A 25,069-nucleotide genomic window follows, 5' to 3' on the forward strand; every position below is an offset into this window, starting at 1 on the left:
TGACACCTCCTGGATCATCCACCAGCGTACGGTCGCCGCGCGCGCGGACCGGACAGGCGCGGCCGGTAGGCTGGAGGCCATGTTCTTCGGGCTCACCTTCGAGAAGGTGCTGCTGATCGGTGTGATCGCCGCACTCCTGATCGGGCCCGAGCGGCTGCCGCGCTACGCCGAGATGCTGGCGAGGACCGTCAAGCGCGTGCGGGACTTCGCGCGGGGCGCCCAGAGCCGCGTGCGCGACGAGATGGGCCCCGAGTTCGACGAGGTCGACTGGCGCAAGCTCGACCCGCGTCAGTACGATCCGCGTCGCATCATCCGCGAGGCCCTGCTGGAGGACGACGAGCCGGCGCCCGCCCCGCCGGCGCCCGTGATCGCGCCTCCGCGCCCCTCAGGGCCGATGGTGCGGCACACCTTCACGGCCGAGGCACCGCCGCCCTTCGACGCCGAGGCCACCTGAGTCCGGTCGCTCAGGATCGTCGTCGCGCCGATGGCGCGGGGTCGGCTGCACGTCCTCGCTGGAGAAGGTCACCGGCCGCTCCTCCCGAACGTGTCCGGATCCACCGGCCGCCGAGCTCTCGGCAGCTTCTCCACCACGAGCAGGTAGGACTCCGTCACCAACTCCTCAACGATGTGCTTCTGCAGACGTCCGCCCGGACGAAGGGTGATCCAGTGCCGCTTGTTCATGTGATAGCCCGGGGTGATGTCGTCATACTCCGCGCGGAGCGCTTCGCCATCCTGCGGCGCCGCCTTGACGGTCACGATCGGCTCGCCCGTGACCTCGGTCAGCAGCATGAAGACCCTGTCCCGAACCTTGAACACGTCCCACTCCGGTCCGAACGGGTGCTCGAGACCGGCACCCGGGAGCTCCTCGGCGCGGTCCCTGGCGTACCGCTGCAACGTGTCACCCTCCATGGCCGCCCCTCAGCATCGCCTCAGCGCGGTGTCACGGGAAGCCGGCGACCGGCGAGGCGCCGCGGCTGCGAGGCGATGCGCTCGGCGAGGCGCGCGATCTCGGCCGCCGCGGCGTCCTCGGGGTGGGCGACGACGATCGGATCGCCCGCGTCTCCCGAGGCGCGCAGCGCCGGGCTGAGCGGGATCGACGCGAGCACGGGGACGTCCTGCCCCTCCGCCGACAGGGCGGCCGCGACGTCGGCGCCGCCGCCCGAGCCGAACAGATCCATCACGGTGCCGTCGGGAAGGGTCATCGCGGCCATGTTCTCGACCACGCCGATCACGCGCTGGCCGGTCTGTCGCGCGACGAGACCGCTGCGCACCGCGACGTCGGAGGCTGCCGCCTGCGGCGTCGTGACCACCAGCACGTCGGCGTGGGGGAGCAGCTGCCCGACCGAGATCGCGACGTCTCCCGTGCCGGGCGGCATGTCGAGCAGCAGCACGTCGAGGTCGCCGAAGTACACGTCGGTGAGGAACTGCTGCACCGTGCGGTGCAGCATCGGCCCGCGCCATGCGACCGCGCCCGTGCGGGCGCCGGATCCCGTGCCGTCGTCCTGCAGGAACATCCCGATCGAGATCGCCTTCACGCCGTGCGCGACGGGCGGCAGCATGAGCTGGTCGACGCGCGTCGGCTGGGCGATCTCCCCGTCCTTCGCGAGCCCCAGCAGCGGCGGAATGGAGAAGCCGTGCACGTCGGCGTCCACGAGGCCCACCGACAGTCCGCGCTGCGCCAGCGCGACCGCGAGATTGGCTGTGACCGTCGACTTGCCGACGCCGCCCTTGCCGCTCGTGACGGCGATCACGCGCGTGAGCGAGTCGGGTCCGAAGGGCATCCCGCGCGCCGGGCGCAGCCGCGAGGTCAGCGCCTGCCGCTCGGCGGGGGTCATGACGCCCACGTCGATCGTCACGGTGCCCACGCCCGCCACCGACTCGGCCGCGTGCCGCACGTCGGCCTCGATGCGATCCGCCGCGGGACAGCCGACGATCGTCAGCGCGATGCCGACCCGCACATCCGCGCCCTCGGCGTCGACGCCGCGCACCATGTCGAGCTCGGCGAGCGGGCGGCGCAGCTCGGGGTCGGACACGCGGCCGACCGCCTCCCGCACCCGGCCGACGAGATCCGTGCCGTCCGTCACTTCTCCTCGTCCACGCGCTCGGAGTCGCGCTGGTCGAGCTCTTCGAGCATCGCCCGCAGCTCTTCGCGCAGCACCTCGCGGCTCACGGCGCGCTCCTGCATATCGCCGAGCGCCAGCCGCAGCGCCACGATCTCGCGCGCCAGGTACTCGGTGTCGGCGAGATTGCGCTCTGCCCGCTGCCGGTCCTGCTCGATCTGCACGCGGTCGCGGTCATCCTGCCGGTTCTGCGCGAGCAGGATGAGCGGCGCGGCATACGACGCCTGGAGCGACAGCGCGAGCGTCAGTGCCGTGAAGCCGAGGTCGGCCGAGTCGAACCGCAGGCCCTCCGGGGTCACGGAGTTCCACACCATCCAGAGCGCGACGAACAGCGTGAGCGCGATCAGGAACGTGGGCGTGCCCATCGCGCGCGCGATCCACTCGGTCGCCCGCCCGAAGCGGTCGCGGTTCCGCGGCGCGGGGGAGGCGAGCATCGGCGAGCGGCCCCGCACGGCCTCGGGGCGGGACATGTCGCGGGAGGCCATCATGCCCGCCTCACCGTCGGGATCGAGCCCGTCGCGGGCGCGGCGGGCAGCGGCGCATCGGCGTCCTGCGAGCGCCAGTCGTCGGGAAGCAGGTAGTCCAGCATGTCGTCCACGCTGATCGCGCCCACCAGGCGGCGCGCCTGATCCACGACCGGCAGCGACACGAGGTCGTAGCTGGCCAGGCGACGGGCGACCTCCGCCGCCGAACCGGTGACGGGGATGGGGTCGATCGTGTCGTCCAGGATGGCGCCGATCCGCTCGTGCGGCGGATAGCGCAGCATGCGCTGGAAGTGCACGGCGCCGAGGAAGCGGCCCGTCGGGGTCTCGTACGGCGGCAGCGTGACGAACACGCTCGCCGCGAGCGCCGGGTGCAGCTCATGACGGCGGATGGTCGCGAGCGCCTCGGCGATCGTGGCGTCGGCCGACATGATGATCGGCTCGGGAGTCATGAGGCCTCCCGCCGTGTCCGCGCCGTAGCGCAGCAGCATGCGGACGTCCTCGGCCTCCTCGGGCTCCATGAGCTGCAGCAGCTCCTCCGAGCGCTCGGGCTCGAGCTCGGCGAGCAGGTCGGCGGCGTCGTCGGGGTCCATCGCGTCGAGGACATCGGCCGCGCGCTCGTCGCCGAGCTTCTCGAGGATGTGCGCCTGCTCCTCCTCGGGCATCTCCTCGAGCGCATCGGCGAGGCGCTCGTCCGAGAGCTCCTCGGCGACCTCGATCATCCGCTCCTCCGGCAGATCCAGCAGCGTGTTTGCGAGGTCGGCGGGACGCAGCTCGGCGTAGCTCGCGGCCAGCGCCTCGGCCGACTGGGCCTGGCCCGGCGTGTGCTGCTCGCGCACCTCGCTCCAGGTCGCGAACGTCGTGGGGCCCTTCGCGAAGGGCGAGGCGCTCGTCTTCGGCTTGCGCAGGAACAGCTGGCCGATCGCCCACTCGCCCACCCGGTTCGGTTCGATCGCGACGTCCTCGATCACGGCGGACCCGCTGCCGTCGACGAAGTGCACGCGGCGGCCGACGACCTCCGCCAGCACGCGCACCTCGTCGGCGCGCGGCTGGAAGCGGCGCACGTTGATCAGCCCGGTCGTGATGACCTGGCCCGACGAGATGGAGGTGACGCGTCCGATGTTGACGAACACCTGACGCCGACCGGGGATCTCGCACACCAGACCGATCACGCGGGGCGCCGCGCTACTTCGGTACACGACGACGACGTCCCGGACCTTGCCGAGCCGGTCGCCCGCGGGGTCGAAGACGGGGCAGCCGGCAAGGCGCGCCGCGAAAACCCTCTGCGTGCTCATGCCCCCAGCGTAGTCCGCGTGCCCCGCACGCCGATCCGTCGCGCGCGGTGCCGACGGATGCCGCTGCACCACCGCGAGCGCGTCGCACGCGCGTGCGAGAATGGCGCGCATGAGCATGGTGAGCGGGTTGAACAGGCCGTTCGAGATCGGTGAGACCGTCGCGAGCTTCAAGGAGTACGACCAGGCGCAGAAGGCGGTCTCGAAGCTGATCGCGGCGGAGGTGCCCGCGGCCGACATCGCGATCGTCGGCACCGCGCTCCGGTCGGTCGAGAAGGTCACGGGCCGCCTCGGCTACGCCCAGGCGGCGTGGTCGGGCGCCGTGAACGGCGTGCTGCTCGGCCTGCTGTTCGCGGCCATGGTGGTGATCTGGACGCCCGGGCTGCCGATCTCGACGTTCGCGGGCGTGCTGCTCGTGGGCATCGCGCTCGGCATGCTGTTCCGCCTGATCGCGTACTCGATCCTGCGCCGGCGCCGCGACTTCGCCAGCGTCATGCAGGTCTCGGCCGAGCACTACGACGTCACCGTGCAGTCGCGCAGCGTCGGCAAGGCGCGGCAGGTGCTGGGCGGCGGGTCCGCGCCCGCTCGCCCCGCGACGCAGGTCGTGACCCCGCCCGCGCCCCCGGCGCCGCAGGAGCCGCCGCGCTACGGCGTGCGCGTCGACCCGGTGCCGCCGGTTCCGCCGACCGAGCGACCCGCACCGCCGGCCCAGCAGCCCGTTCCGCCGACCCAGCCGCCCGCGCCGCCCGTCACGCGTCCCGAGACGCCCCAGGACCCGGACGCGCAGACGCCGCCGGCACAGGGGCAGGGCTGGAGCCCGGAGAACGACGCGTCGGGCGATGAGCCCTCCGGCCAGCCCCCGCAGGGCGAGCCCCGGGACTCCGACCGCGCGTGAGCGCGCCCGAAAGCACGCTCACCGTCCCGCTCGCCAGCGGACCCGTCGACATCTCGGTCGCGACGGACACGGCCGATGACGCACGGGCCGTGCTGGTGCTCGCGCACGGGGCCGGAGCCGGCATGCGGCACCCGTTCCTCGCGGGACTCGCGCGCGCTCTCGCGGACGACGGCATCACCGTGATCCGGTTCAACTTCGCGTACGTGGAGGCGGGGAGGCGGATGCCGGGCCGCCCGGGCGACGCCGTCACGGCGTGGCGCACGGTGGTCGATCACGCGGCCGAGGCCGGTCTGCCGGTTCACGCGGCGGGCAAGTCGTACGGCGGCCGGATGGCGTCGATGGCGGCCGCGGAGGGCGGCCTCCCCGTGCGCACGCTCGCGTACCTCGGGTATCCGCTGCACCCGCCGGGCAAGCCCGAGAAGCCCCGCGCCGAGCACCTGCCGTCGGTCGCTCAGCCGCAGCTGTTCCTCGAGGGCGACCTCGACCCGTTCATCCAGCCGCTCGAGCAGTTCCGCGACGTCGTGGCGACGTGCCGGGACGCCACGGTCGAGTGGATCGAGGGCGGCAACCACTCGTTCGAGGTCAAGGGCCGCAGACGCCCCGCCGACGTGATCGGTGCCGAGCTCGCACCCATCCTGTCGCGCTTCGTGGACGCGCCCGTCCGCTGAGTGGATGCCGCGTCGAGACGGCCCGGCGGACCGGATTCGCAGGTCCGGCGACGTCGGGCCGTCTCGACGCGATGCGTCACTCTCCGCTCAACGACCGGGGTTCAGCCGGGCGATCCACGCCTCGATCTCGTCGGCCGTGCGCGGGATGTCCGCGGACAGGTTGACGGGGCCGTCCTCGGTCATCAGGATGTCGTCCTCGATGCGCACGCCGATGCCGCGGTACTCCTCGGGCACCGTGACGTCGTCGATCTGGAAGTACAGCCCGGGCTCGATCGTGAAGACCATGCCGGGCTCCAGCACGCCGTTGTAGTACATCTCGCGACGGGCCTGCGCGCAGTCGTGCACGTCGATGCCGAGGTGGTGGCTCGTGCCGTGGACCATGTACCGGCGGTGGTGCCCGCCCCGGTCGGCGTCCAGTGCCTCCTCGGCGGTGACCGGCAGCAGCCCCCACTCGGCGGTGCGGCGCGCCAGCACGTCCATGGCGGCCTCGTGCACGGCGCGGAACTTCACGCCCGGCTTGGCGGCGGCGAACGCGGCGTCGGCGGCCTCGCGCACGGTCTCGTAGATCTTGCGCTGGATCGGCGTGAACGTGCCGTTCACGGGCAGCGTGCGCGTGATGTCGGCGGTGTAGAGGCTGTCCACCTCGGCGCCGGCGTCGATCAGGATCAGGTCGCCCGGCAATACGGCGCCGTCGTTGCGGGTCCAGTGCAGGTAGCAGGCGTGCGGACCCGACGCGGCGATCGTGTCGTAACCCTCCCAATTGCCGTCGCTGCGGGCGCGCTGGTGGAACACGCCCTCGACGACGCGCTCGCCCCGCGGGTGCTCGATGATGCGGGGCAGCTCCCGGACGATGTCGTCGAAGCCCGCCGCCGTGACCTCCACCGCGAGGCGCATCTGCGCGATCTCGTACTCGTCCTTGCGCAGGCGCAGCTCGGAGACGAAGCGGGTCAGGTCCTCGTCCAGGTCGACGACCAGGTCGCCCTCGCGCGTCTCGAACGTGTCGATGTGGGCGGTCGGAAGTCCCAGCTCGCCCGCGACGCCGGGCAGCGCGGGGCGCGGTCCGATCCAGAACTCGCCGATCGTCGCGTCGGAGTAGAACTCGGCCGTGGTGCGGTCGGCGCGCTCGCGGAAGTACAGCGTGACGTCGTGTCCGGCGTCGGTCGGCTCGAACACGAGCACCGAGTCGGGCTCGGAGTCGTTCGCCCAGCCGGTGAGGTGCGCGAACGCCGAGTGCACGCGGAACGGGTAGTCGGTGTCGTTGCTGCGCTGCTTGAGGGGACCGGCCGGGATGACGAGGCGCTTGCCCGGGAAGGCGTCGGAGACGGCGGCGCGGCGGGCGGCGGCGTACGAGGCCTGCTCGCGCAGCGGCGGGAGCTGCTCGGGGCGCTCCGCCCAGCCCTCCGAGATCGTGTCGAGGAACCCCTGCGGGTAGGGCTGACGGCGGTTCGTCACGCCCCGCGGCTGCTGCTCGGTGTCGGTCTTCGCCTGCGTGTCGCTCATGTCACCAGTCTGTCACCGCACGCCGAGCCGCGCTCGGGGGTCCGGATCGACGACCAGGACGGTAGCCGGGGGTCTCCTCGTCGCGATCCTAGGCTGGAGGGCATGGCAGTTCAGCCCCGCACCGTGCACCCGGCCGTCGCGTTCGCGATCGACGTCGTGCTCGTGCTCGTCTTCCTCGTGATCGGGCGCTCGGCGCACGGCGAGCCGTTCTTCGAGGGGTTCCTCGGCAGCGCCTGGCCCTTCCTCGTCGCACTCGTCGTCGGCTGGGTCGCGATCCTGCTGGCGCGCACGCCCGCGGCGGACGTCCTCGCCGGCGTGATCGCGTGGATCGGCACGCTCGTGGTCGGGATGGTGCTGCGCGTGGTGTCGGGCGGCACGGCGGCCGTGCCCTTCCTCATCGTCGCGACGATCACGCTCGCGGTGCTGCTGATCGGCTGGCGGCTCATCCTGCGCCTCGTCCGTCGGCGCCGCGGCTGACGTCAGCCGACGGGCTCGAGCTGCACGACCAGCGGACGGTGGTCGCCGCCCGCGCCGTCCAGGTTCGTGAGCACGATGGATCCGGTCGCGCGCCACGCGTCCGAGTGCATCACGTGATCGATCGGCGCCGACAGCAGCGACGGCACGTCGGTCGGCCAGGTGCCGACGCCGCCGTTGCCCGTCGAGGCCGCCGCGTCGTGGCAGTACCCCAGGTCGCCGTCTCCCGCGGCGAGGGAGCCCATGTGATCGAGGGTGGCGTTGAAGTCCCCCGCGATGATGACGTTCGCGTCCTGCGGGCACTGATCCGCGATCCAGCGCAGATCCTCGCGCCACACGTCCATGTAAGCGGGGCGCGGCGCGATCGCGTGCACGGCGACGACGGTCGGGCCCGTGCCGTCGACCGGCATGACCACGGCGCTCGGCAGCAGGGCGGTGTTGCTCGAGCCGTCGTCCGACGACTCGATCACGGCGTAGTCGCCGAGGTCGGGGGAGATCAGGATGGTGGTGACCCACGACTGCGGGCCGCGCTCGATCTCCTTGTTGTATTGCACGTGGTGCACCCACATCGGGCGCCCGAGCTCGCGCATCTCGACGGCGACGTCCTCGCCCACGCTCTGCGCGGTCTCGGGGAGCGCGATGATGTCGGCGTCCATCGCGACCGCCGACTGCGCGATCTGGTCGGCGCCGGTCGCGTCGCCCGCCGTGTTCCACGTCATCACGCGGATGCTGCTCTCTGTCTCGGGAGGCAGGGTGTCGCCGTAGCCGCGCATGCCCAGTGTCACGCCGCCGACGATGGCGCCGAGGCCCGCGACGAGCGCCATCGACATCGCGAACGCACGCATCGGACGGGCCAGCGCCATCAGCAGGAACAGGATCGTCAGCGCGGCGAACGCGACGACGAGCACGCCCCGCATCGACACGATCTGAGCGAACGGCATCGTCTGCTCGAGACGGAAGAACTGGGGCCAGCTGACGAGCGCGGTCGCGATGGCGAATGCCACCGTCACGAGGATCCCGAGCAAGCGCAACACGCCTCCGACACTAATTCGCCCCGCTGAGAAACCGGCGCACGCGGCGCGCGTATCGCGTGCGTGCGTCGTCGGGATCACCTGCGTATCGGACTACGATCGGCTCGTGGGCGACGACGGGGACAGGCGGTTCAGCGGGCCGAGCGACCTGCATCTGCACTCCACCCGGTCGGACGGAACCGAGCCTCCCGCCGACGTCATGGCGGCCGCGCACCGGCACGGGCTGCGCACCGTCGCGCTCACGGATCACGACACGACGGCCGGATGGGCCGAGGCCGCGGAGGCATGCACATCGCTCGGCATGACGCTGCTGCCGGGCATGGAGTTCTCCGCCAAGCACGACTGGCGCAGCGTGCACGTGCTGTCGTACCTGTTCGATCCGGACGACGCGCCGCTGCGTGCCGAGATGGACCGCATCCGCGGCGACCGGATCGGCCGGGCCGAGCGGATCGTCGCCAACATCGCCCGCGACTACGACCTGACCTGGGACGACGTGCTCGCGCAGACGATGCAGGACGCGACGGTGGGTCGCCCGCACATCGCCGACGCGCTCGTTGCGCGCGGGCTGGCTCGCGACCGCACGGAGGCCTTCGACGGCATCCTGCACCCGCGCGAGGGGTACTACGAGCCGCACTACGCGCCCGATCCCTTCCGTGCCGTCGAGCTCGTCACGGCGGCCGGGGGCGTCGCGATCATCGCGCATCCGGGTGGCCGCGGCCGCATGATGCCCGATTCCGTCCTGCACGCGCTGATCGACGCAGGGCTGGCGGGCTTCGAGATCGGGCACCGCGAGAACTCGGCGCAGGGCAAGCGCATCCTGCGCCGGATCGCCGAGGAGCGCGACCTGATCGTCACCGGCTCGAGCGACTACCACGGCCGCGGCAAGCCGAACCTGCCGGGTGAGAACACGACGAGCGACGACATGGTGGCGCGCATCATCGAGCGCGCCACCGGCACCGCGCCGGTCCACCCGGCGTAGGGCCGCTCCGCGCCCGCGGTGGGACCGCGGGCGGGAGGGTCAGGCGCCCTGCGGTGCCTGGCCCGACGGGCGGCGCCGACGACGCCGGCGCGGGGCCGCCTTGCCGTCGTGGTGCTCCTTGCCCGCGCCGTCGTGCGTGCCCGAACCCTCGGGCTTCTCGCCGGTCTCGGTCGCAGCGGCGGGAGAGTCGGACGATCCGCGACGACGCGTGCGCTGACGGCCCTCGCCGTCCGAGCGGCGCTCGGGACGCGGACGCTCCGCCTTGGGGGCCGTCGTCAGGCGGCCCTTGGTGCCGGCCGGGATGTCCAGGTCGGTGTACAGGTGCGGGCTCGACGAGTAGGTCTCGGTCGGCTCCGGCTGCCCGAACTCGAGGGCGCGGTTGATGAGGGCCCACTTGTGCAGGTCGTCCCAGTCGACGAACGTGATCGCGATGCCCGTGCGGCCCGCACGACCCGTGCGGCCGGCGCGGTGCAGGTACGTCTTGTCGTCGTCCGGGATCGTGTGGTTGATCACGTGCGTGACATCGTCGACGTCGATGCCGCGCGCCGCGACATCCGTCGCCACCAGCACGTCCTTCTTGCCGGCCTTGAACGCCGCCATCGAGCGCTCGCGCTGCTCCTGGCCCATGTCGCCGTGCACGCCGCCGACGCTGAAGCCGCGGTCGGTGAGCTCGTCGACGAGACGCTGGGCGGCGCGCTTCGTGCGCGTGAAGATCACGGTCTTGCCGCGGCCCTCGGCCTGCAGGATGCGCGCGATGACCTCGTCCTTGTCGAGCGAGTGCGCGCGGTAGATGACGTGCTTGATGTTCGCCTGCGTCAGGCCCTCATCCGGATCCGTCGCGCGGATGTGGATGGGGTTCGTCATGAAGCGGCGGGCGAGCGAGACGATCGGGCCGGGCATGGTCGCGCTGAACAGCTGCGTGTGACGCACCTGCGCGACCTTCTGGAAGATCTTCTCGATGTCGGCGAGGAAGCCGAGGTCGAGCATCTTGTCCGCCTCATCGAGCACGACCTCGGTCGCGTTCGACAGGTCGAGCAGACGCTGGCCCGCGAGGTCGATCAGGCGGCCGGGCGTGCCGACGACGATCTGCGCGCCGGCCTTGAGCTGCTCGATCTGGCCCTCGTACGCCTTGCCGCCGTAGATCGCGACGACGTTCGTGGCGCGGTTCGAGGTCAGCAGGTCCATGTCCTCGTAGACCTGCACCGCGAGCTCGCGGGTGGGGACGACGATGAGCGCCTTGACGCCCGGCTCGGGGTTCTGGCCGAGGCGCTGGACGACGGGGATGCCGAATCCGAAGGTCTTGCCCGTGCCGGTCTTGGCCTGGCCGATCACGTCCTGGCCCGGCAGGGCGAGGGGGATGGTCTGCTCCTGGATGGGGAACGCGTCGACGATCCCCTTCGCGGCGAGGGCGTCGACGATGTCCTGGTCGACACCGAGGTCGGTGAAAGTGGTCACGATGTTCAGGTGGCCTGTCCGGCAGCCGTCGCTGCCTGGGAGATGGGATCCACGCCCTTCTCTGCTCCAGGCGCGGCGGCCCCGATCCGTCGCCGGGGACCGTATCAGCCTACCGGAGCAGCCTGACACTCCCCGGAGCGGGGCACCTCGATGCGGATCCGCGTTGCGGTTGGGACCGGGCCGCACCCGTAGGCTTAGGCCCGTGGTCAACTGGAGGTTCTGGCGGCGCCGACCGCCCGCGCGGATGCTGCGACTGCGGTCCCGCGGCGACATGGGCGACGCCCGGCGCGTCGACTTCGAGGAGCTCGCGCCCGACGTCGAGACCTTCCTCGGCCAGGCCGCCTACCTCCAGCTCGGCTACTTCGAGACGCTGACCCGGCTCATCCGCGCCACTCCCGACCTGCGCGAGAAGGAGGCGCTGTCGCTCGCGGCGGGCGCCGCGCTCGTGAAGCACCGCGCGATCATCGACGTGATCCGGGACCGCGGTGAGGATCCGGCCGCCATCATGCGCCCCTTCCAGGAGCAGCTCGACGGCTTCCGCCGCGCGACGATCGGCGCCCGGCCCCGCGAGACCATGCTGTCCGTGCACATCACGGCGGGCATGCTCGACGACTTCTACCGCGCGCTGGCCGCGAGCTACGGCGAGACCGGGCGCCGCATCGCGCGGATCCTGAACGTCGACAGCGATCGCGAGTTGATCGTCGACCTGATCCGCGCGACCATCGACGAGGACGACGAAATGCGCTCCCTGCTGTCGATGTGGGCCCGTCGCCTTGTGGGCGACACGCTGCTCGTCGCGCGCGCGGCGCTGCGCCCGCGGCGCCTCGGCCTCGACGACGAGAAGAAGGTCGAGCCGGTGTTCACCGCCCTCATGGCCGCGCACGCCCGCCGCATGGACGCCCTCGGTCTCGCGTCGTAGCTTTCGCATGACGGTCTTCGTGCACTCTGGTGACGGTTCTCAGGGGATGCCGCCTGCTCAGGACTGATCCTCGGATGACCGCTCTGAGAAGACGGCATCTTCTGAGAAGCCGGTGCCCCGGTGGTGGCTCGAGCTCGGGATTCGGGCATTCACGGGCGCGCCGCAGGAGCACGCAATAGCCTGAGCCATGGGCAGTGAGCGTCGCGCGGCCCGAAGGAGGAGCCCGTGCTGCCCGTGGTCGACATCGTGATCGTGGTGCTGCTGATCGTCGCGCTGGTGATCGGGCTGCGCGTCGGGCTGTTCTCCGCCCTCGGCACGCTGTGCGGCCTCGTGATCGGCGGGCTCGCGGCGCCGTGGGTGTTGCCACTGCTGGCCGGGATCGTCGAGCCGATGTGGCGCCCGCTGACCGTGGTCGGCGGCGCGATCGCCCTGCTCGCGATCGGCGCGACGCTCGGGTCCATCGTCGGATCGACTATCCGCCGCGGCGCGGACAAGCTGCGGCTGAAGGTCGTCGAGCGGCTGCTGGGCGGGGTGCTGGGCGCGGTCGCGGCCGCGCTCGCTCTCACGCTCGTGGGCTCGGGCATCGTCAGCGCGGGCATCCCGGTCGTCTCCTCGGCGGTCGCCTCGTCCAACGCGCTGCGCACGATCGACCGCCTCACGCCGCCGCCCGTGTCCGAGGCGATGGCCCGGCTGCATGCCGCGATCCTCGGCGAGACGGTGCTGCCGACGATCAGCGGCCTGCTGGGCGAAGTGGACACGTCCACGTCCGCGACCGTCGACACGGAGGACCCGGCGCTGCGCACCGCGGCGGCCTCGGTGGCCCGCATCCACGGTGCGAACTCGTGCGGCCGCGGCGCGAGCGGCACCGGATTCGTCGCGGCCGAGGACCTGCTGGTGACGAACGCGCACGTCGTCGCAGGGATGGACACGCCGATCGTCGAGCTGCCGGGGGAGCCGGCGCGAGACGGCCGCGTCGTGTACTTCGATGCGGTCGACGACCTCGCGGTGATCTCGGTGGACGTGGACGCGGCGGCGCTGCCGATCGTCGAGCCGCTCGCGAACGGCGATCCCGCCGTCATCCAGGGCTTCCCGTACGGCGGGCCGTTCCGCACGACGACGGCCTCGATCGCGGCCGTCGGGGCCGCGCCGATCGCCGACATCTACGGCGGATCCGTCGCGCCGCGCGAGGTCTACGCGCTGGCGGCGGCCGTGTATCCCGGCAATTCGGGCGGTCCGGTGCTGACGACGGAGGGCGCCGTGGCCGGTGTCATCTTCGCGCGCGACGAGCTGCAGGCCGACGTCGGCTACGCCATGACGACCAGCGAGCTGATGCCGGCGCTGGAGCAGGTGGATGCGGCCGGCGACGCCGTGTCGACGGGCGACTGCGTGGGCTGACCCTCCGGTCGGGGGAGCCGGAGAGTCGAGCCGCGGCCGACGATCAGGCCAGGTTGAGGCGCTTGCTCACGGCGGCGTCGCGGGTCGCACGGACGCGGCTGATCGCGTCGGTGCCGAACCACGAGACGACCGCCGCGGCCACGAGCGTGATCAGCCACGTCAGCGCGTTCGCCTCGCCGAGGCCGCTCCACGTGCAGATGCCGTAGGCCAGCGCGGCGACCGCGCCCGCGATCGCCGGAGCGAGCGCCACGCCGCGCGTGGAGCGGCGTGGCAGCGCGAAGTGGATGCCGACGCCGATCGCGACCGCGGCGACGAGCGCGAGCAGGATGTACATGGCGTCAGGCGACGAAGCCGACGCGGCGGGTCTCCTCGCTGCCGACCTCGACGAACGCCAGGTTCGCGGTCGGGACGATGTAGGAGTTGCCCTTGACGTCCGTGAAGGACAGGTGGCTCTGCCCGTTGTCGAGGGCGGCGGCGATGGCGGTCTTGACGGCCTCGGCGCTGTCCGACGACTCGAAGCTCAGCTCGCGGCCGGTGTTGGTGATGCCGATGCGGATGTCCACGGGTGACTGCCTTTCGTCGCGCCAGAAGCCCTCAGCGGGCCGGGCTTCAACTCTATGGCAGGCGGCCGACACGGTAGGCGGCTGAACGCTGAGGGCGAACGCTGCCGGCCCCCGGGCGTCGCGGCGACGATGTCGGACACCGCGATTAGCGTGGGAGGCATGACCTCACCCGCCTGGGATGCCGGCCAGCGCGCCGTGCTCGCGCTGCCGCCGGAGGCATCGGGCACGGTCGTCGGCGCGCCAGGGACCGGCAAGACCGCGGTGCTCGTCGAGCGCGTCGCGCGCCTGATCGACGCGGGTGTCGCGGCCGACGAGCTCGTGGTGCTGACGCCGACGCGCGTGTCGGCCACGCGGCTGCGCGACGAGCTCGGCGTGCGCGTGCGCGTCGCCACCCCCGGACCGCTCGCCCGCTCGGCGGGGTCGTTCGCCTTCCAGGTGGTGCGCGCCGAGGCCGTGCGCCGTGGCGACGAGCCGCCGAAGCTGCTCACAGGAGCGGATCAGGACCGGATCGTGGCCGACATCCTGGCCGGTGACGAGGAGGACGAGCGCGACGGCGTCTCGCTGTGGCCCGAGCAGCTCGGTGCACCCGTGCGGGCGTCGAAGGGCTTCCGCTCGGAGCTGCGGGCGTTCCTCAGCGAGCTCACCGAGCTGGGCGTCGGGCCGGCCGAGCTGGCGGCGCTCGGCGTGCCGTCGTGGACGGCCGTGGCGCGGTTCATGCGCGACTACCGCAATGTGATCGACGGCATGCGCGCGCCGCATCGCGACGTCGCCGAGCTGTACGGCGAGGCCGCCGCGGCGCTGCGCGCGGGAGCGGCCGTGGCGGGACTGGAGAGGCTGCGCGTCGTCCTGATCGACGACGCCCAGGAGCTCACGCGCGGCGGCCTCGCCGTCGTCGAGGCGCTGCGCGAGCGGGGGATCGCGGTGCTCGCGTTCGGCGATCCCGACATCGGCTCCGGTGCGTTCCGCGGCGTGACGCCCGAGCTGTTCCTGCGTCTGGCGAACGCGCTCGGCGAGCGCCACGTGCTCGACGGCGCCCACCGCGCGGCGTTGGAGCTCACGCGCCTGACGCGCACCGTGACGCAGGCGATCGGAACCGCGGGCGTCGTCGCGCACCGCCGGGCGCCCGGGCCCGAGACCCTGCCGTCCGGCTCGGTCGAGGTGCGCCTCGCGGCCTCCCCGTACGAGGAGGTCGACCAGATCGCGTGGGCCCTGCGCGACTGGCATCTGCTGGGGCGCGTGCCGTGGGACCGGATGGCGGTGATCGCGCACGACACCCGTCAGCTCACGATGCTGGAGGCCGAGCTCGCCGCGCGCGAGGTGCCCACCCGCGCGGCCGGCGTGCAGCGGCCGCTCGGCAGCGAGGCCGTGGTGCACGACATCGTCGAGATCGTCCGCCTGGGCCTGCTGGATCACGCCGAGCGCGAGCCGGAGCTGCTGATCGAGGCGCTCCGTTCCCCCTTCGGCGGTCTCGACGGGGTGGGCCTGCGGCGGCTGCGGGCGCACATGCGGCACGCCGAGCTGGCAGACGGCGGCAATCGGCCGGCGCGCGAGCTGCTGCACGAGGCGCTCGGTCATCCGGCGACGTTCGACCTGATCGACACCCCCGAGGCCCGCACCGGGCGCCGCCTCGCCGAGACCCTGCGGCTGGTGCACGAGGACGGCGCGCGGGGCGCGACGATCCACGAGCTGCTCTGGCTGGTGTGGGATCGCGCGCGCACGGGCGACGGGCGCCGGCTCGAGAGCGCGTGGCATGAGACCGCGCAGGGCGACGGGCCGCTCGCGGCCGAGACAGGCCGGGCGCTCGACGGCCTCGTGGCGCTGTTCGCGGCCGCGAAGCGCTCGGTCGAGCGCAGCCCCGAGGAGGGGCCGCTGCCGTTCATCCGCGAGATCCTCGACAGCGACGTGCCCGAGGACACGCTGTCGTCGCCGGATCGCTCGGGCGCCGTCACCTTGCTCACGCCGGCGAACGCGCTCGGCGTCGAGTTCGAGGCGGTCGTGATCGCGGGCGTGCAGGACGGCGTCTGGCCGAACGTGCGCCTGCGCGGCGGCCTGCTCGATGCGTGGCTGCTCGCGGACGCGGTCGCGGCGCGCCGCGAGGGGCGGGCCGACGTCGAGCCCGCGGGCGTGCTCGACCGGCGCCGCGCGGCCCTGCACGACGAGTTGCGGCTGTTCGTGCGCGCCGTGTCCCGGGCGCGCACGCGCCTGCTGGTCACCGCGGTGGACGACGACGACACCGGACCCAGCGCGCTGTTCTCGTTCCTCCCTGAACCGACCGGCGACGACGACGGGCGCGCCGCACACCCGCTCACGCTGCGCGGGCTCGTCGCGCGTCACCGCCGCACGCTGACCGAGTCGCCCGACGAGCGGGAGCGCGCCGAGGCCGCCGGACAGCTGGCGATGCTCGCGCGTGAGGGTGTGCCGGGAGCCGACCCCGCCGACTGGTACGGCGTGCCGGCGCCCACGACCGACCGCCCGCTGCGCGATCTCGACGCGGGGCCGGCGCGCGTGTCGCCGTCGCGCATGGAGGCGTTCGAAGAGTGCGGCCTCGGATGGGTGATCGACACGCTGGGCGGCAACACCGTCACGCCGCCCAGCGCCGGGATCGGCACGATCCTTCACGCCGCGCTCGAGCGGTTCCCCGACGGCGACCTCGACGGCCTGCGGGCGGTCGTCGACGAGCGCTGGCCGGAGCTCGACTTCGAGACGCCCTGGATCGCGGTCAAGGAGCGCGCGCGTGCCGACCTCTACGTCGAACGGCTGCACGCCTACCTGCGCGCCGTGCGTGCCGACGGCGGCGCGCACGTCGTCTCGGAAGCGGCCTTCCGCTTCGCGATCGACACCACCGCGCCGGACACGACGGAGCAGGATGCGCCCCCACCCGCCGTGTATGTGGGCGAGGAGGCGGACGGACCCCGCCGTGCGATCGTGAGCGGCGTGATCGATCGCGTCGAGACGTATCCCGTGGGGAAGGGCGAGCATGGCCCCGGACGCTCGCGCGGCTGGGCCGCGATGGCGTGCGCCGACACGGACGCCACCGAGCACGTCGTGGTCGTCGACCTCAAGAGCGGCCGCTACGAGAAGCCGGGGGACGGCGACGTGCTGCAGCACGCGCAGCTCGCGGCGTACCAGGTCGCCGTGCAGGAGGGCTTGATCGAGGGTGCGACGGCCGGCGGCCTCGCAGGGGCGCGGCTCGTGATCGTGTCGCAGACGCTCGCGAAGAGCGACTATCGCGTGGCCCACCAGCACCGGCTGGCCGACGAGCCGCGCACCGAGTTCCTGCGTCGCGTGGCGGAGGCCGCGCGCGGGATGTCCGCCAGCAGCTTCACGGCACAGGTCGACGCGCACTGCACCGAGGGGATGTTCGTGAAGCCGTGCCGGATCCACACGGTCGAGGCGGTGAGCGCGTGACGATGCAGGCCGAGACCGAGCGGATCCTGCCCGACGCGGCCTGGGAGGGCGGGCACGGCATCGCGGCGACCGACATCGCGGCCGCGCTCGGCCTGCCGACACCCACGCCTGCCCAGCAGCGCGTGATCGAGGCCCCGCCGAGCCCGGCCCTCGTGGTGGCCGGCGCGGGCAGCGGCAAGACCGAGACGATGGCGGGACGCGTGGTGTGGCTCGTGGCGAATGAGCACGTGCGCCGCGACGAGATCCTCGGCCTCACGTTCACGCGCAAGGCGGCGGGGGAGCTCGCCGAGCGGATCGGAGCCCGGCTCGCGCTGATCGACGAGTTCGGCCGGCGCGGTCTCCTGCCGCACCTGCGCGACATCGTGCGGGATGGGTCGCTCGCTCGCATCGATCAGGCGGCTTCGGCCGCGCAGCGCGACGCGGTGCGCCGAGAGGTGCTGGACGAGCTCGCGACGGCGTACGGGACGGGATGGGATCCCACCGCCCCGCGCGACGCGTCCGACCTCATGATCCGCCCGCGCGTGGCGACCTACAACGCGTTCGCCGACGCGATCGTGCGCGAGCACGCCGCGCGCATCGGGCGCGACCCGGATGCCGCGATGCTCAGCCAGTCGGCCTCGTGGCTGATCGCGCGGCACGTGGTGCTGCGCGCCCAGATCCCGGGCCTCGAGGACGTGGATCGCGCGCTCAACGGCGTGGTCGACGCCGTGCAGCGGCTCGCGGCCGAGGTGCTCGATCACCGCATCGAGCTGGACGACCTCCAGCGCGTCGCGCTCGATCAGGCGGCGGCATTCGAGCCGTATCGCGAGAAGGGCGAGGTCGACAAGGCAACCGCCAACCTGCTCGCGATGCCCATCCTGGTGCAGCTCGTGCGCGACTACATCGCCGAGAAGCAGCGGCGCGGCGTGCTCGACTTCGCCGACCAAGTGGGCGGCGCGTTCGAGATCGTGGAGCGCGCGCCACAGGTGCGCGAGCAGCTGCGGGAGCAGTACCGCGTCGTGCTGCTCGACGAGTACCAGGACACCTCCGTCATCCAGACCCGGTTCCTGGCCGAGCTGTTCCGCGACGCCCGGGTCATGGCCGTCGGCGACCCTCACCAGTCGATCTACGGCTGGCGTGGCGCGAGCGCCGACAACCTCTACGCGTTCGATCAGGCGTTCGCCCGCGAGGTGCCCGCCGCGCACTACAGCCTGATGACAAGTTGGCGTAACGACCGGCGCATCCTCGCGGCGGCGAACCGCGTGCTGCGGCCGCTGCAGGGGCGCGGCTCCTTCTCCGTCCCCGAGCTCGAGCCCCGCCCGGGCGCCGCGGACGGGCACGTGTCGTCGCGGTTCGAGCTCACGGTCGACGACGAGGCGGCCGCGGTCGCCGACTGGTTCGCGGGCCTGCGTGCCACGCACGACCTCGACAGCACGCAGAACGCGGCCGGGGCCGTGAAGCCGCACAGCGGCGCCATCCTGTTCCGCTCGAAGAAGCACATGCAGACCTTCGCCAAGGCGCTCGGCGACCGCGGCATCCCGCACCGCATCCTCGGCCTCGGCGGCCTGCTCACCACGCCCGAGGTCACCGACGTGGTGTCGATGCTGCGCGTGCTGCACGATCCGACGGCCGGATCGGCGCTCATCCGGCTGCTCGTCGGCCCCCGCTTCCGGATCGGCGTGGCCGACATGGCCGCGCTGTACGACCTCGCCGAGAAGCTGGCGGTGCGCGACGGGTCGCTTGCGCCGCTGTCGGACGAGCTGAAGGCGCGGCTGCGCAGCTCGGCGGGCGTGGACGAGGCGGTGTCGATCGTCGACGCGCTCGACTTCGTCCGCACGACGCGCGACGACTACCGCCTGCTCGAGGGCATCACGGCCGCCGGGCGGGAGCGCATGCGCGACGCGGGCGAGATGCTCGCCCGGCTGCGGCGCGCGGTCGGCCAGCCGATCCCCGAGCTGATCCGACTCATCGAGCTCGAGCTGCGCCTCGACATCGAGCTCGCCGCGAACGAGACGCGCGGCCCCGCGCGCATCGCGTCGACGCAGCTGCGCGCGTTCGTCGACGAGGTGCGCGGCTTCCTGTCCGCCGACGAGCGCGGCACGATCGGCAGCCTGCTCGCCTGGCTCGACAAGGCCGAGTCCACCGACGAGCTGATGCCGCGCACGGAGCCGCCCGAGCCCGGCGTCGTGCAGCTGCTGACCATCCACGGCTCGAAGGGGCTGGAGTGGGACGCGGTCGCCGTCGTGCGCATGGTCGAGGACGAGCTGCCGAGCCGCGTCAGCGACACCTCGGGCTGGTTCGGCTTCGGGGTCGCGCCGTTCGCGCTGCGCGGCGACGCCGCGGCGCTGCCGCAGTTCTCGTGGGATCCGGCCGGCGCGATGGCCGAGGCGGGGGAGGACCCGGCCAAGCGGCACAAGGCGGCCCTCGATTCGCTCGCGGCCGGGAAGACCAAGGCCTATCCGGACGGCGGCGCGCTCACCCGGTTCAAGGACGCCTATCGCGCCTATCAACAGGAGGAGGAGCGGCGCCTCGCATACGTCGCGGTCACCCGCGCGCGGGGCGAGCTGCTGCTGACGGGCGCGCACTGGGCGGGCCAGAAGTCGCCCCGCAAGCCCAGCCCCTACCTGCTCGACATGATCGACGAGCTCGGGCTGGATGCGATCGGCGAGGTCGACAAGGACGACAACCCGTACGAGGGCACGGCGCTCACGCGGCAGTGGCCGCTCGACCCGCTCGGCCACCGCCGCTCGCGCGTGGCGGAGGCGGCCGAGCTCGTGCGCCGCACGACGCCCACCGAGCCGACCCTACAGGCCGCGCGGCTGCTCGCCGAGCGTGAGGAGCGGGGCCGCGGACGCCCGCTCGTCGCGCCCACGCGCATCCCCGCGTCGCGATTCAAGGACTACGTGAGCGACTTCGCCGGAACCGTCTCACAGATCGACCGCCCGCTCCCCGAGCGGCCGTACACGCAGACGCGCATCGGCACGCTGTTCCACCAGTGGGTCGAGCAGCGCTCCGGCATCGCCGGTGCGGGGTCCTCGACCGACGACGCCCTGTGGGAGAGCGACGAGGAGCTGTGGGGCGACGCCGATCTCGGTGCGGAGACCGAGGTGTCGGCCGAGGACGAGGCGGCCCTCGCGCGCCTGCGCGAGATCTTCCTCGCCAGCGAGTGGGCGCACCGGAAGCCGCTCGAGGTCGAGACGGAGATCGACTTCGCGATGCCGGGCCCCCACGGCGAGCCGGGCCACATCGTGATCTGCAAGCTCGACGCGGTGTACGAACGCGACGGCCGGATCGAGATCGTCGACTGGAAGACCGGCAAGGCGCCGCGCACCGCGGCCGAGAAGGAGCAGCGCATGCTGCAGCTTGCGCTGTACCGCGTCGCCTATCACCGCCGCCACGGCGTGCCGCTCGACCGGATCGACGTGGCGCTGTTCTACGTCGCAGACGACCTCGTCATCCGCGACGACCGGATCTACTCCGAGGAGGAGCTGGTCCAGCGCTGGAATGCCGCGCGCGCCGAACGGCGGGCGTCCTCGGCGTCCGGCTGACGGTCTTCAGGCGTCCCGCGCCGTTCCTCGAGCGGCGTGCGGGCGTCCTCGCGCGCGATGCCGACGAGCTCGTCCCTGTCGATCGGCTGCGTCTCGTGCGCCGCCGACGTCGCGCGGGCGCGCTTCTCGTCGCTCCAGTCGTCCTTGTTCCACGAGCTGTCGGGTCCGAGGGTCAGGTCGTCGGGGTCGAACGCGTCGGTCTGCATGGACGTGTCGACCGCGGCGGGGCCGGATCGCTGGGGCATGTTCGCGAGCACCGTCATCGCGTCGTCGATGTCCGTGCGGCCGTCGTCGTCGATCTCGGCCAGCAGCACGTCGTCCTTGACGCCCTCGGCGAGCGACTCGAGCAGCGCCGCCGCGTCGTCCACGACATCGGTGCGGTGGCTCTCGAGGCCGTGCACGAGCCAGCGGGCGAACTCCAACTCGGCGTGGAGACGAGCTCGGACGCGGACGGCGGCGTCGGGCGCGCGGTGCGCGGCGTCGCCGTAGGCGCGGAAGATGTCCTTCGCGGCATCGGGCGCCGATGCGACCCAGCGCAGATCGACGGCGGGGTCGTCGATCGACAGGCCCTGCCAGTCGAGCACGCCCGAGACGCGGGGTGCACGACGCTCGTCGTCCTCGAACAGGAAGGACGTCGCCTGCGTGCCGCCCAGGCACACGGCGGGCTCGAACGCCCACAGGCGGTCGTCCTCGAGCGCGTCCCGCCAGCGCACGGTGAGTCGCACGGGAAGGCGGCCGCTGTGCGAGGCGGCCTCGACCACGCGTCGCACGTCGGCGCGCGTCTGCTCCGGCGTGTGCTCGCGGAGACCTGCGGAGCGCACGACCGACGGCGGCAGCGCGTGCAGCGCAGCGAGCGCCCGTCCGATCGAGGTCGCGGCGCCCTCGCCGGGCGGGATCTCGTCGGCGTCGATCAGGTATCCCGGCACGAACGTCGTCACCAAGGCGCGACCCGCGAGCAGCGCCGCGGCCCCGGCGTACTCGGGCGCGCGGAACGGCAGCATGCCGCGGACCCCGGGCGTGAGCGCACGGAGCGCGACGACCTCGGCGGCGAGCTCCCGATCCGCGGCCTCCTCGTTCGCGACTCGCACGACGAGCTCGCGGCCGTCCGCGAGGGTCGCCACGGCCGAGTCGAACCGCCCGCCGCCGCCCGCGGTGAGCCGGCGGGCGCCGACCACCTCGGCATCCGGGACGGCCGCGGTGACGGCCGCCGCTAGAGTGAGAGGGGAGCGTGCCATGCCCCCAAGGGTAGGTCGGAGGCTCTCGCGTTCGCCCCTCGCCACGCCCGCGATCGCCGACCCCGCGCTCTGCGGAAGGCAGCCGCACTCGTGACGAAAGGGACTCGCCGCCATGAGCCGCCACGAAGCCCCCGCCGCCCACCCCGTCGCCGCGGATCGCGCCGCGGCCGAGCGTGACGATCCGGACCTGCTCGACAGCGCGCATGTCGCGGGCACCACGCGGGTCGTCGTCGTGCGCGGTGCGCACGCCGCGCTCGCGAGAGGCGAGGAGCCTCACCTCTGGGGGATCGCGCCGAGCGACGTGCCGGGGGACGCCGAGTGGGGCTTCCTCGGCCGGACGTCCGACGGCGCCGCCGTCCTCGTGGCGGCGTTCGACGCGTCCACGGCAGAGCCGCTCGACCCGCCGGGCGGGTGGGCGGGTCCGCGGGAGGTGGCCGCGCAGCTCGATCCCGTCGAGGCGGACACGCTCATCGTGGCGGTGAGCCTCGGACGCTGGCTGACCGGTCACCGCTTCTGTCCCCGCTGCGGAGGGCGCGCGATCCTGCGGCAGGCCGGCTGGTCGCGGCGCTGCGAGGACTGCGGACGCGATCACTTCCCTCGCAACGACCCCGCCGTGATCGTGGCGATCACGGACGCGGATCGCCGTCGCCTCCTGCTGGGCGCGAACGTCAACTGGCGCGGACGGATGCACTCGTGCTTCGCCGGCTTCGTCGAGGCGGGCGAGTCCCTCGAGACCGCGATCCACCGCGAGATCCGGGAGGAGGCGGGCGTGCGCCTGACGGGACTGCGCTACTCGGCGTCTCAGCCGTGGCCGTACCCGCACTCGCTCATGCTCGGGTTCGAGGCGACCGCGATCGATCCGGACGAGGCGCGCGCGGACGGCGCGGAGATCGTGTCGCTGCGCTGGTTCACGCGCGCGGAGATCGGCGCGGCGCTCGAAGGCCGCGGCGAGGTGGGCCTGCCGGGCCCGGCGTCCATCGCGCACCGGCTGATCCGCGACTGGTTCGAGGAGGGCGACGCGTGAGCGGCGCCGGATCCCCACTGGACGGGCTCGACGAGCATCAGCGACAGGCGGCCGCGACCCTGCGGGGTCCCGTCGTCGTGCTGGCCGGTGCCGGCGCGGGCAAGACGCGCGTGATCACGCACCGGATCGCGCACGGCGTCGACACCGGGGCGTACTCGCCGCAGCGTGTGATGGCAGTGACCTTCACGACGAAGGCGGCGGGCGAGCTGCGGGGGCGACTGCGCGCGCTGGGCATCGAGGGCGTCTCGGCGAAGACGTTCCACGCCGCGGCCCTCGCGCAGCTGAACTACTTCTGGCCGCAGGTCGCGGGCGACGAGGCGCCGCGTATCGTCGACAACAAGGTGAAGCTGCTCGCGCACGCCGCCGATGCGCTGCGTCTGCGACCCGACCGCGCCACGCTGCGGGACGTCGCCGCGCAGATCGAATGGCGCAAGGTCACGATGCGCACGATCGAGCAGTACGAGCGCCTCGGCCGCACGGTCGGCTCGCTCAAGACCGACGCGCTCGTCGAGCTGATGCGCCGGTATGAGGCGCTGAAGGACGAGCGCCGCCAGCTCGACTTCGAGGACGTGCTGCTCGCCTGCGCGGGCATGCTCGAGGCCGAACCGCGCGTCGCGGTCGCGGTGCGCGAGCAGTACCGTCACTTCACCGTCGACGAGTTCCAGGACGTCTCGCCGCTGCAGAACCGCCTGCTCGAGCTGTGGCTGGGCGACCGCCGCGACCTGTGCGTCGTCGGCGATGCGAGCCAGACCATCTACTCGTTCACGGGCGCCGAATCGCGCTTCCTGCTGGAGTTCCCCACGCGCTACCCGGATGCCACGGTCGTGCGCCTCGAGCGGAACTACCGCTCGGACGGTGCCGTGCTGGAGGTGGCCAATGCGCTCATGCGGGGGCGCCCCGGGGCGCTCACCCTGGTCGCCGCCGCGGGTGAGGCGTCGTCGCCCCGGCCCGAGGTGGTCGCCTATCCGGACGACCGCGCCGAGGTCGAAGGCGTCGCGGACGCGATCGCGCGGCGGATGCAGTCCGCGCGCGCCGACGAGATCGCGGTCCTGTACCGATCGCACGCCCAGTCGGCGGCGATCCAGCAGGCGCTCTCGGCGCGGGGCATCGCGACGAGCGTGCTCGGCGGCACGCGGTTCTTCGACATGCCCGAGGTGCGACAGGCCGTGCTGGCCATCCGCGCGGCCGCCGTCGCCCCGCACGGCGCCGGCTTCGTGGACGAGGTGCGCACGGCGCTGCGCGGCCTGGGGCACCAGGACGATCCGCCCGCCGCGGGCGGAGCGCTGCGCGACGCGTGGGAGGCGCGCGCCGCGATCCTGCGGCTCGCGGAGGAGGCCCCGGCGGGGACGACCCTGCGTTCGTTCGCCGACGACCTGATGGCGCGCGCGAAGGATCAGCACGAGCTCGCGATGCGCACCGTGACGCTGTCGACGCTGCACGCCGCCAAGGGGCTCGAGTGGCCGCACGTGCACATCCTGGGCTTCTCCGAGGGGCTGTTGCCGATCTCGTACGCCTCGTCGCTCGAGGGCGTCGACGAGGAGCGGCGGCTCGCTTACGTCGGCATCACGCGCGCCGCGCGAACGCTGTCGATCTCGTGGGCTCGGCAGTCGGAAGCGGGACGAGGGGAGCGCGCTCCGTCGCGCTTCCTCGCCGAGATCGGTCCTCATCTCGCGCAGGGGCGCCCGTCCGGCACAGGCACTCGGGGTGCGGACGGTGCGAGTGCCACGCGCGGCGCGCCTCCGCGCTCGAGCGCACGGACGCCGACGCGCTGACGTCCCGGCCGCGGCCCGGGTGCACGCCGTCGCGCAGGAGACGCGCGACGAGCATCCCGGCCTCCATCGCCCGCGCGCGGGGCACGGCGACGGGGCGGCGTCCGACCAGCTGAGCGACGATCGCGGGCCACGCCGAATCGCGTTCGCGCTCGTGCGCGGCGAGGCACGCGAGGCAGGCCGTGCGTCCGGGCTCGACGAGCGGGCCGACCGTCACGCCGCCGCCGTCGAACACGACCGGCACGTGCGGGACGTCGTCGGCCATCAGCTGCGCGGGCACGTGCGGCGGCACGTGGTGATGGGCGAGCAGCACGACGGCATCGCCCGCGAACG

Annotated in this window: 21 protein-coding genes; 11 read left to right on the forward strand and 10 right to left on the reverse strand. The window is 73.0% G+C overall.

From position 1 onward, the window contains the following. Positions 1–79 precede the first annotated feature (79 nt). Positions 80–454: a Sec-independent protein translocase TatB gene (locus BJP60_RS05500; protein ID WP_203138103.1), complete on the forward strand. Its 375-nt coding sequence runs from the start codon at positions 80–82 to the stop codon at positions 452–454. A gap of 68 nt (positions 455–522) precedes the next feature. Here BJP60_RS05500 and BJP60_RS05505 read toward each other — a convergent pair whose 3' ends face one another. The 4 genes from BJP60_RS05505 to BJP60_RS05520 are packed head-to-tail and all read right to left on the reverse strand — an operon-like array spanning position 523 to position 3,897. Beyond that, positions 523–909 carry an MmcQ/YjbR family DNA-binding protein gene (locus tag BJP60_RS05505; protein ID WP_203138104.1) on the reverse strand — a complete coding sequence of 129 codons (387 nt, stop codon included), beginning with the start codon at positions 907–909 and terminating at the stop codon, positions 523–525. Positions 910–929: 20 nt separating this feature from the next. After that, on the reverse strand, positions 930–2,084 hold the full coding sequence (locus tag BJP60_RS05510; RefSeq protein WP_238439580.1) for an Mrp/NBP35 family ATP-binding protein: 1,155 nt from the start codon (positions 2,082–2,084) through the stop codon (positions 930–932). Beyond that, on the reverse strand, positions 2,081–2,605 hold the full coding sequence (locus BJP60_RS05515) for a DUF1003 domain-containing protein (RefSeq protein WP_238439581.1): 525 nt from the start codon (positions 2,603–2,605) through the stop codon (positions 2,081–2,083). Before BJP60_RS05515 ends, BJP60_RS05510 begins: the two co-directional genes overlap by 4 nt. Continuing rightward, positions 2,605–3,897 (reverse strand): magnesium transporter MgtE N-terminal domain-containing protein, encoded by a 1,293-nt coding sequence (locus BJP60_RS05520; protein WP_203138105.1) that lies wholly within the window; start codon positions 3,895–3,897, stop codon positions 2,605–2,607. Before BJP60_RS05520 ends, BJP60_RS05515 begins: the two co-directional genes overlap by 1 nt. A 109-nt stretch (positions 3,898–4,006) precedes the next feature. On the opposite strand from BJP60_RS05520, the gene BJP60_RS05525 reads away from it, so the two are divergent. Then, positions 4,007–4,789 (forward strand): general stress protein, encoded by a 783-nt coding sequence (locus BJP60_RS05525; protein WP_203138106.1) that lies wholly within the window; start codon positions 4,007–4,009, stop codon positions 4,787–4,789. Then, complete coding sequence (locus BJP60_RS05530; RefSeq protein WP_203138111.1) at positions 4,786–5,457, forward strand: alpha/beta hydrolase family protein; 672 nt, start codon at positions 4,786–4,788, stop codon at positions 5,455–5,457. The genes BJP60_RS05525 and BJP60_RS05530 overlap by 4 nt, the downstream gene beginning before the upstream one ends. Before the next feature lie 87 nt (positions 5,458–5,544). Here the strand turns inward: BJP60_RS05530 and BJP60_RS05535 are convergent, their stop codons facing one another. Next, positions 5,545–6,957, reverse strand: a complete 1,413-nt coding sequence (locus BJP60_RS05535) for an aminopeptidase P family protein (protein ID WP_203138112.1) — start codon at positions 6,955–6,957, stop codon at positions 5,545–5,547. Positions 6,958–7,059: 102 nt separating this feature from the next. Between BJP60_RS05535 and BJP60_RS05540 the strand changes: the two genes are divergently transcribed. Beyond that, positions 7,060–7,434, forward strand: coding sequence for a DUF3054 domain-containing protein (locus BJP60_RS05540; RefSeq protein ID WP_203138113.1), 375 nt, complete (start codon positions 7,060–7,062; stop codon positions 7,432–7,434). Between the two features lie 2 nt (positions 7,435–7,436). Here the strand turns inward: BJP60_RS05540 and BJP60_RS05545 are convergent, their stop codons facing one another. Then, positions 7,437–8,435 (reverse strand): endonuclease/exonuclease/phosphatase family protein, encoded by a 999-nt coding sequence (locus BJP60_RS05545; RefSeq protein ID WP_336244363.1) that lies wholly within the window; start codon positions 8,433–8,435, stop codon positions 7,437–7,439. Between the two features lie 133 nt (positions 8,436–8,568). Here BJP60_RS05545 and BJP60_RS05550 point away from each other — a divergent pair, with 133 nt between their 5' ends. Beyond that, on the forward strand, positions 8,569–9,441 hold the full coding sequence (locus BJP60_RS05550) for a PHP domain-containing protein (RefSeq protein WP_238439582.1): 873 nt from the start codon (positions 8,569–8,571) through the stop codon (positions 9,439–9,441). Between the two features lie 39 nt (positions 9,442–9,480). Here the strand turns inward: BJP60_RS05550 and BJP60_RS05555 are convergent, their stop codons facing one another. Then, positions 9,481–10,896, reverse strand: coding sequence for a DEAD/DEAH box helicase (locus BJP60_RS05555; protein ID WP_203138118.1), 1,416 nt, complete (start codon positions 10,894–10,896; stop codon positions 9,481–9,483). 202 nt (positions 10,897–11,098) lie between these two features. Between BJP60_RS05555 and BJP60_RS05560 the strand changes: the two genes are divergently transcribed. After that, positions 11,099–11,815 carry a ferritin-like fold-containing protein gene (locus tag BJP60_RS05560; RefSeq protein WP_203138120.1) on the forward strand — a complete coding sequence of 239 codons (717 nt, stop codon included), beginning with the start codon at positions 11,099–11,101 and terminating at the stop codon, positions 11,813–11,815. 225 nt (positions 11,816–12,040) lie between these two features. After that, positions 12,041–13,210: a MarP family serine protease gene (locus BJP60_RS05565; protein WP_336244364.1), complete on the forward strand. Its 1,170-nt coding sequence runs from the start codon at positions 12,041–12,043 to the stop codon at positions 13,208–13,210. Between the two features lie 43 nt (positions 13,211–13,253). Here BJP60_RS05565 and BJP60_RS05570 read toward each other — a convergent pair whose 3' ends face one another. Together BJP60_RS05570 and BJP60_RS05575 are read right to left on the reverse strand one after the other, a co-directional pair. Then, a complete protein-coding gene (locus BJP60_RS05570) occupies positions 13,254–13,544 on the reverse strand; it encodes a hypothetical protein (protein WP_203138121.1) in 291 nt (96 codons plus the stop codon). 4 nt (positions 13,545–13,548) lie between these two features. Then, positions 13,549–13,773, reverse strand: a complete 225-nt coding sequence (locus tag BJP60_RS05575) for a DUF3107 domain-containing protein (RefSeq protein ID WP_203138122.1) — start codon at positions 13,771–13,773, stop codon at positions 13,549–13,551. A gap of 159 nt (positions 13,774–13,932) precedes the next feature. Between BJP60_RS05575 and BJP60_RS05580 the strand changes: the two genes are divergently transcribed. Together BJP60_RS05580 and BJP60_RS05585 are read left to right on the forward strand one after the other, a co-directional pair. Beyond that, entirely contained in the window at positions 13,933–17,181 is a 3,249-nt protein-coding gene (locus BJP60_RS05580; protein WP_203138123.1) for an ATP-dependent DNA helicase, read from the forward strand. 2 nt (positions 17,182–17,183) lie between these two features. After that, a complete protein-coding gene (locus tag BJP60_RS05585) occupies positions 17,184–20,708 on the forward strand; it encodes an ATP-dependent DNA helicase (RefSeq protein ID WP_203139002.1) in 3,525 nt (1,174 codons plus the stop codon). On the opposite strand, the gene BJP60_RS05590 is transcribed toward BJP60_RS05585, so the two are convergent. Continuing rightward, positions 20,633–21,943, reverse strand: a complete 1,311-nt coding sequence (locus BJP60_RS05590; protein WP_203138127.1) for a phosphotransferase — start codon at positions 21,941–21,943, stop codon at positions 20,633–20,635. The two genes, BJP60_RS05585 and BJP60_RS05590, sit on opposite strands and share 76 nt — an antisense overlap. Positions 21,944–22,055: 112 nt before the next feature. Here BJP60_RS05590 and nudC point away from each other — a divergent pair, with 112 nt between their 5' ends. Both nudC and BJP60_RS05600 read left to right on the forward strand, forming a co-directional pair. Continuing rightward, a complete protein-coding gene (gene nudC / locus BJP60_RS05595; RefSeq protein WP_203138133.1) occupies positions 22,056–22,967 on the forward strand; it encodes an NAD(+) diphosphatase in 912 nt (303 codons plus the stop codon). Further along, complete coding sequence (locus BJP60_RS05600) at positions 22,964–24,739, forward strand: ATP-dependent helicase (RefSeq protein ID WP_203138135.1); 1,776 nt, start codon at positions 22,964–22,966, stop codon at positions 24,737–24,739. The genes nudC and BJP60_RS05600 overlap by 4 nt, the downstream gene beginning before the upstream one ends. The last annotated feature ends 330 nt before the right edge of the window (positions 24,740–25,069 follow it).

The organism is Microbacterium sp. JZ31 (assembly GCF_016805985.1).
Lineage (GTDB): Bacteria > Actinomycetota > Actinomycetes > Actinomycetales > Microbacteriaceae > Microbacterium.

What these genes read in the sequence shown, in the direction of transcription:
- BJP60_RS05515 (WP_238439581.1), bottom strand. Translation starts at nt 2,605, where the DNA reads ATGGCCTCCCGCGACATGTCCCGCCCCGAGGCCGTGCGGGGCCGCTCG.
- BJP60_RS05580 (WP_203138123.1), top strand. Translation starts at nt 13,933, where the DNA reads ATGACCTCACCCGCCTGGGATGCCGGCCAGCGCGCCGTGCTCGCGCTG.
- BJP60_RS05520 (WP_203138105.1), bottom strand. Translation starts at nt 3,897, where the DNA reads ATGAGCACGCAGAGGGTTTTCGCGGCGCGCCTTGCCGGCTGCCCCGTC.
- BJP60_RS05570 (WP_203138121.1), bottom strand. Translation starts at nt 13,544, where the DNA reads ATGTACATCCTGCTCGCGCTCGTCGCCGCGGTCGCGATCGGCGTCGGC.
- BJP60_RS05585 (WP_203139002.1), top strand. Translation starts at nt 17,184, where the DNA reads ATGCAGGCCGAGACCGAGCGGATCCTGCCCGACGCGGCCTGGGAGGGC.
- nudC (WP_203138133.1), top strand. Translation starts at nt 22,056, where the DNA reads ATGAGCCGCCACGAAGCCCCCGCCGCCCACCCCGTCGCCGCGGATCGC.
- BJP60_RS05535 (WP_203138112.1), bottom strand. Translation starts at nt 6,957, where the DNA reads ATGAGCGACACGCAGGCGAAGACCGACACCGAGCAGCAGCCGCGGGGC.
- BJP60_RS05505 (WP_203138104.1), bottom strand. Translation starts at nt 909, where the DNA reads ATGGAGGGTGACACGTTGCAGCGGTACGCCAGGGACCGCGCCGAGGAG.
- BJP60_RS05590 (WP_203138127.1), bottom strand. Translation starts at nt 21,943, where the DNA reads ATGGCACGCTCCCCTCTCACTCTAGCGGCGGCCGTCACCGCGGCCGTC.
- BJP60_RS05525 (WP_203138106.1), top strand. Translation starts at nt 4,007, where the DNA reads ATGAGCATGGTGAGCGGGTTGAACAGGCCGTTCGAGATCGGTGAGACC.
- BJP60_RS05500 (WP_203138103.1), top strand. Translation starts at nt 80, where the DNA reads ATGTTCTTCGGGCTCACCTTCGAGAAGGTGCTGCTGATCGGTGTGATC.
- BJP60_RS05540 (WP_203138113.1), top strand. Translation starts at nt 7,060, where the DNA reads ATGGCAGTTCAGCCCCGCACCGTGCACCCGGCCGTCGCGTTCGCGATC.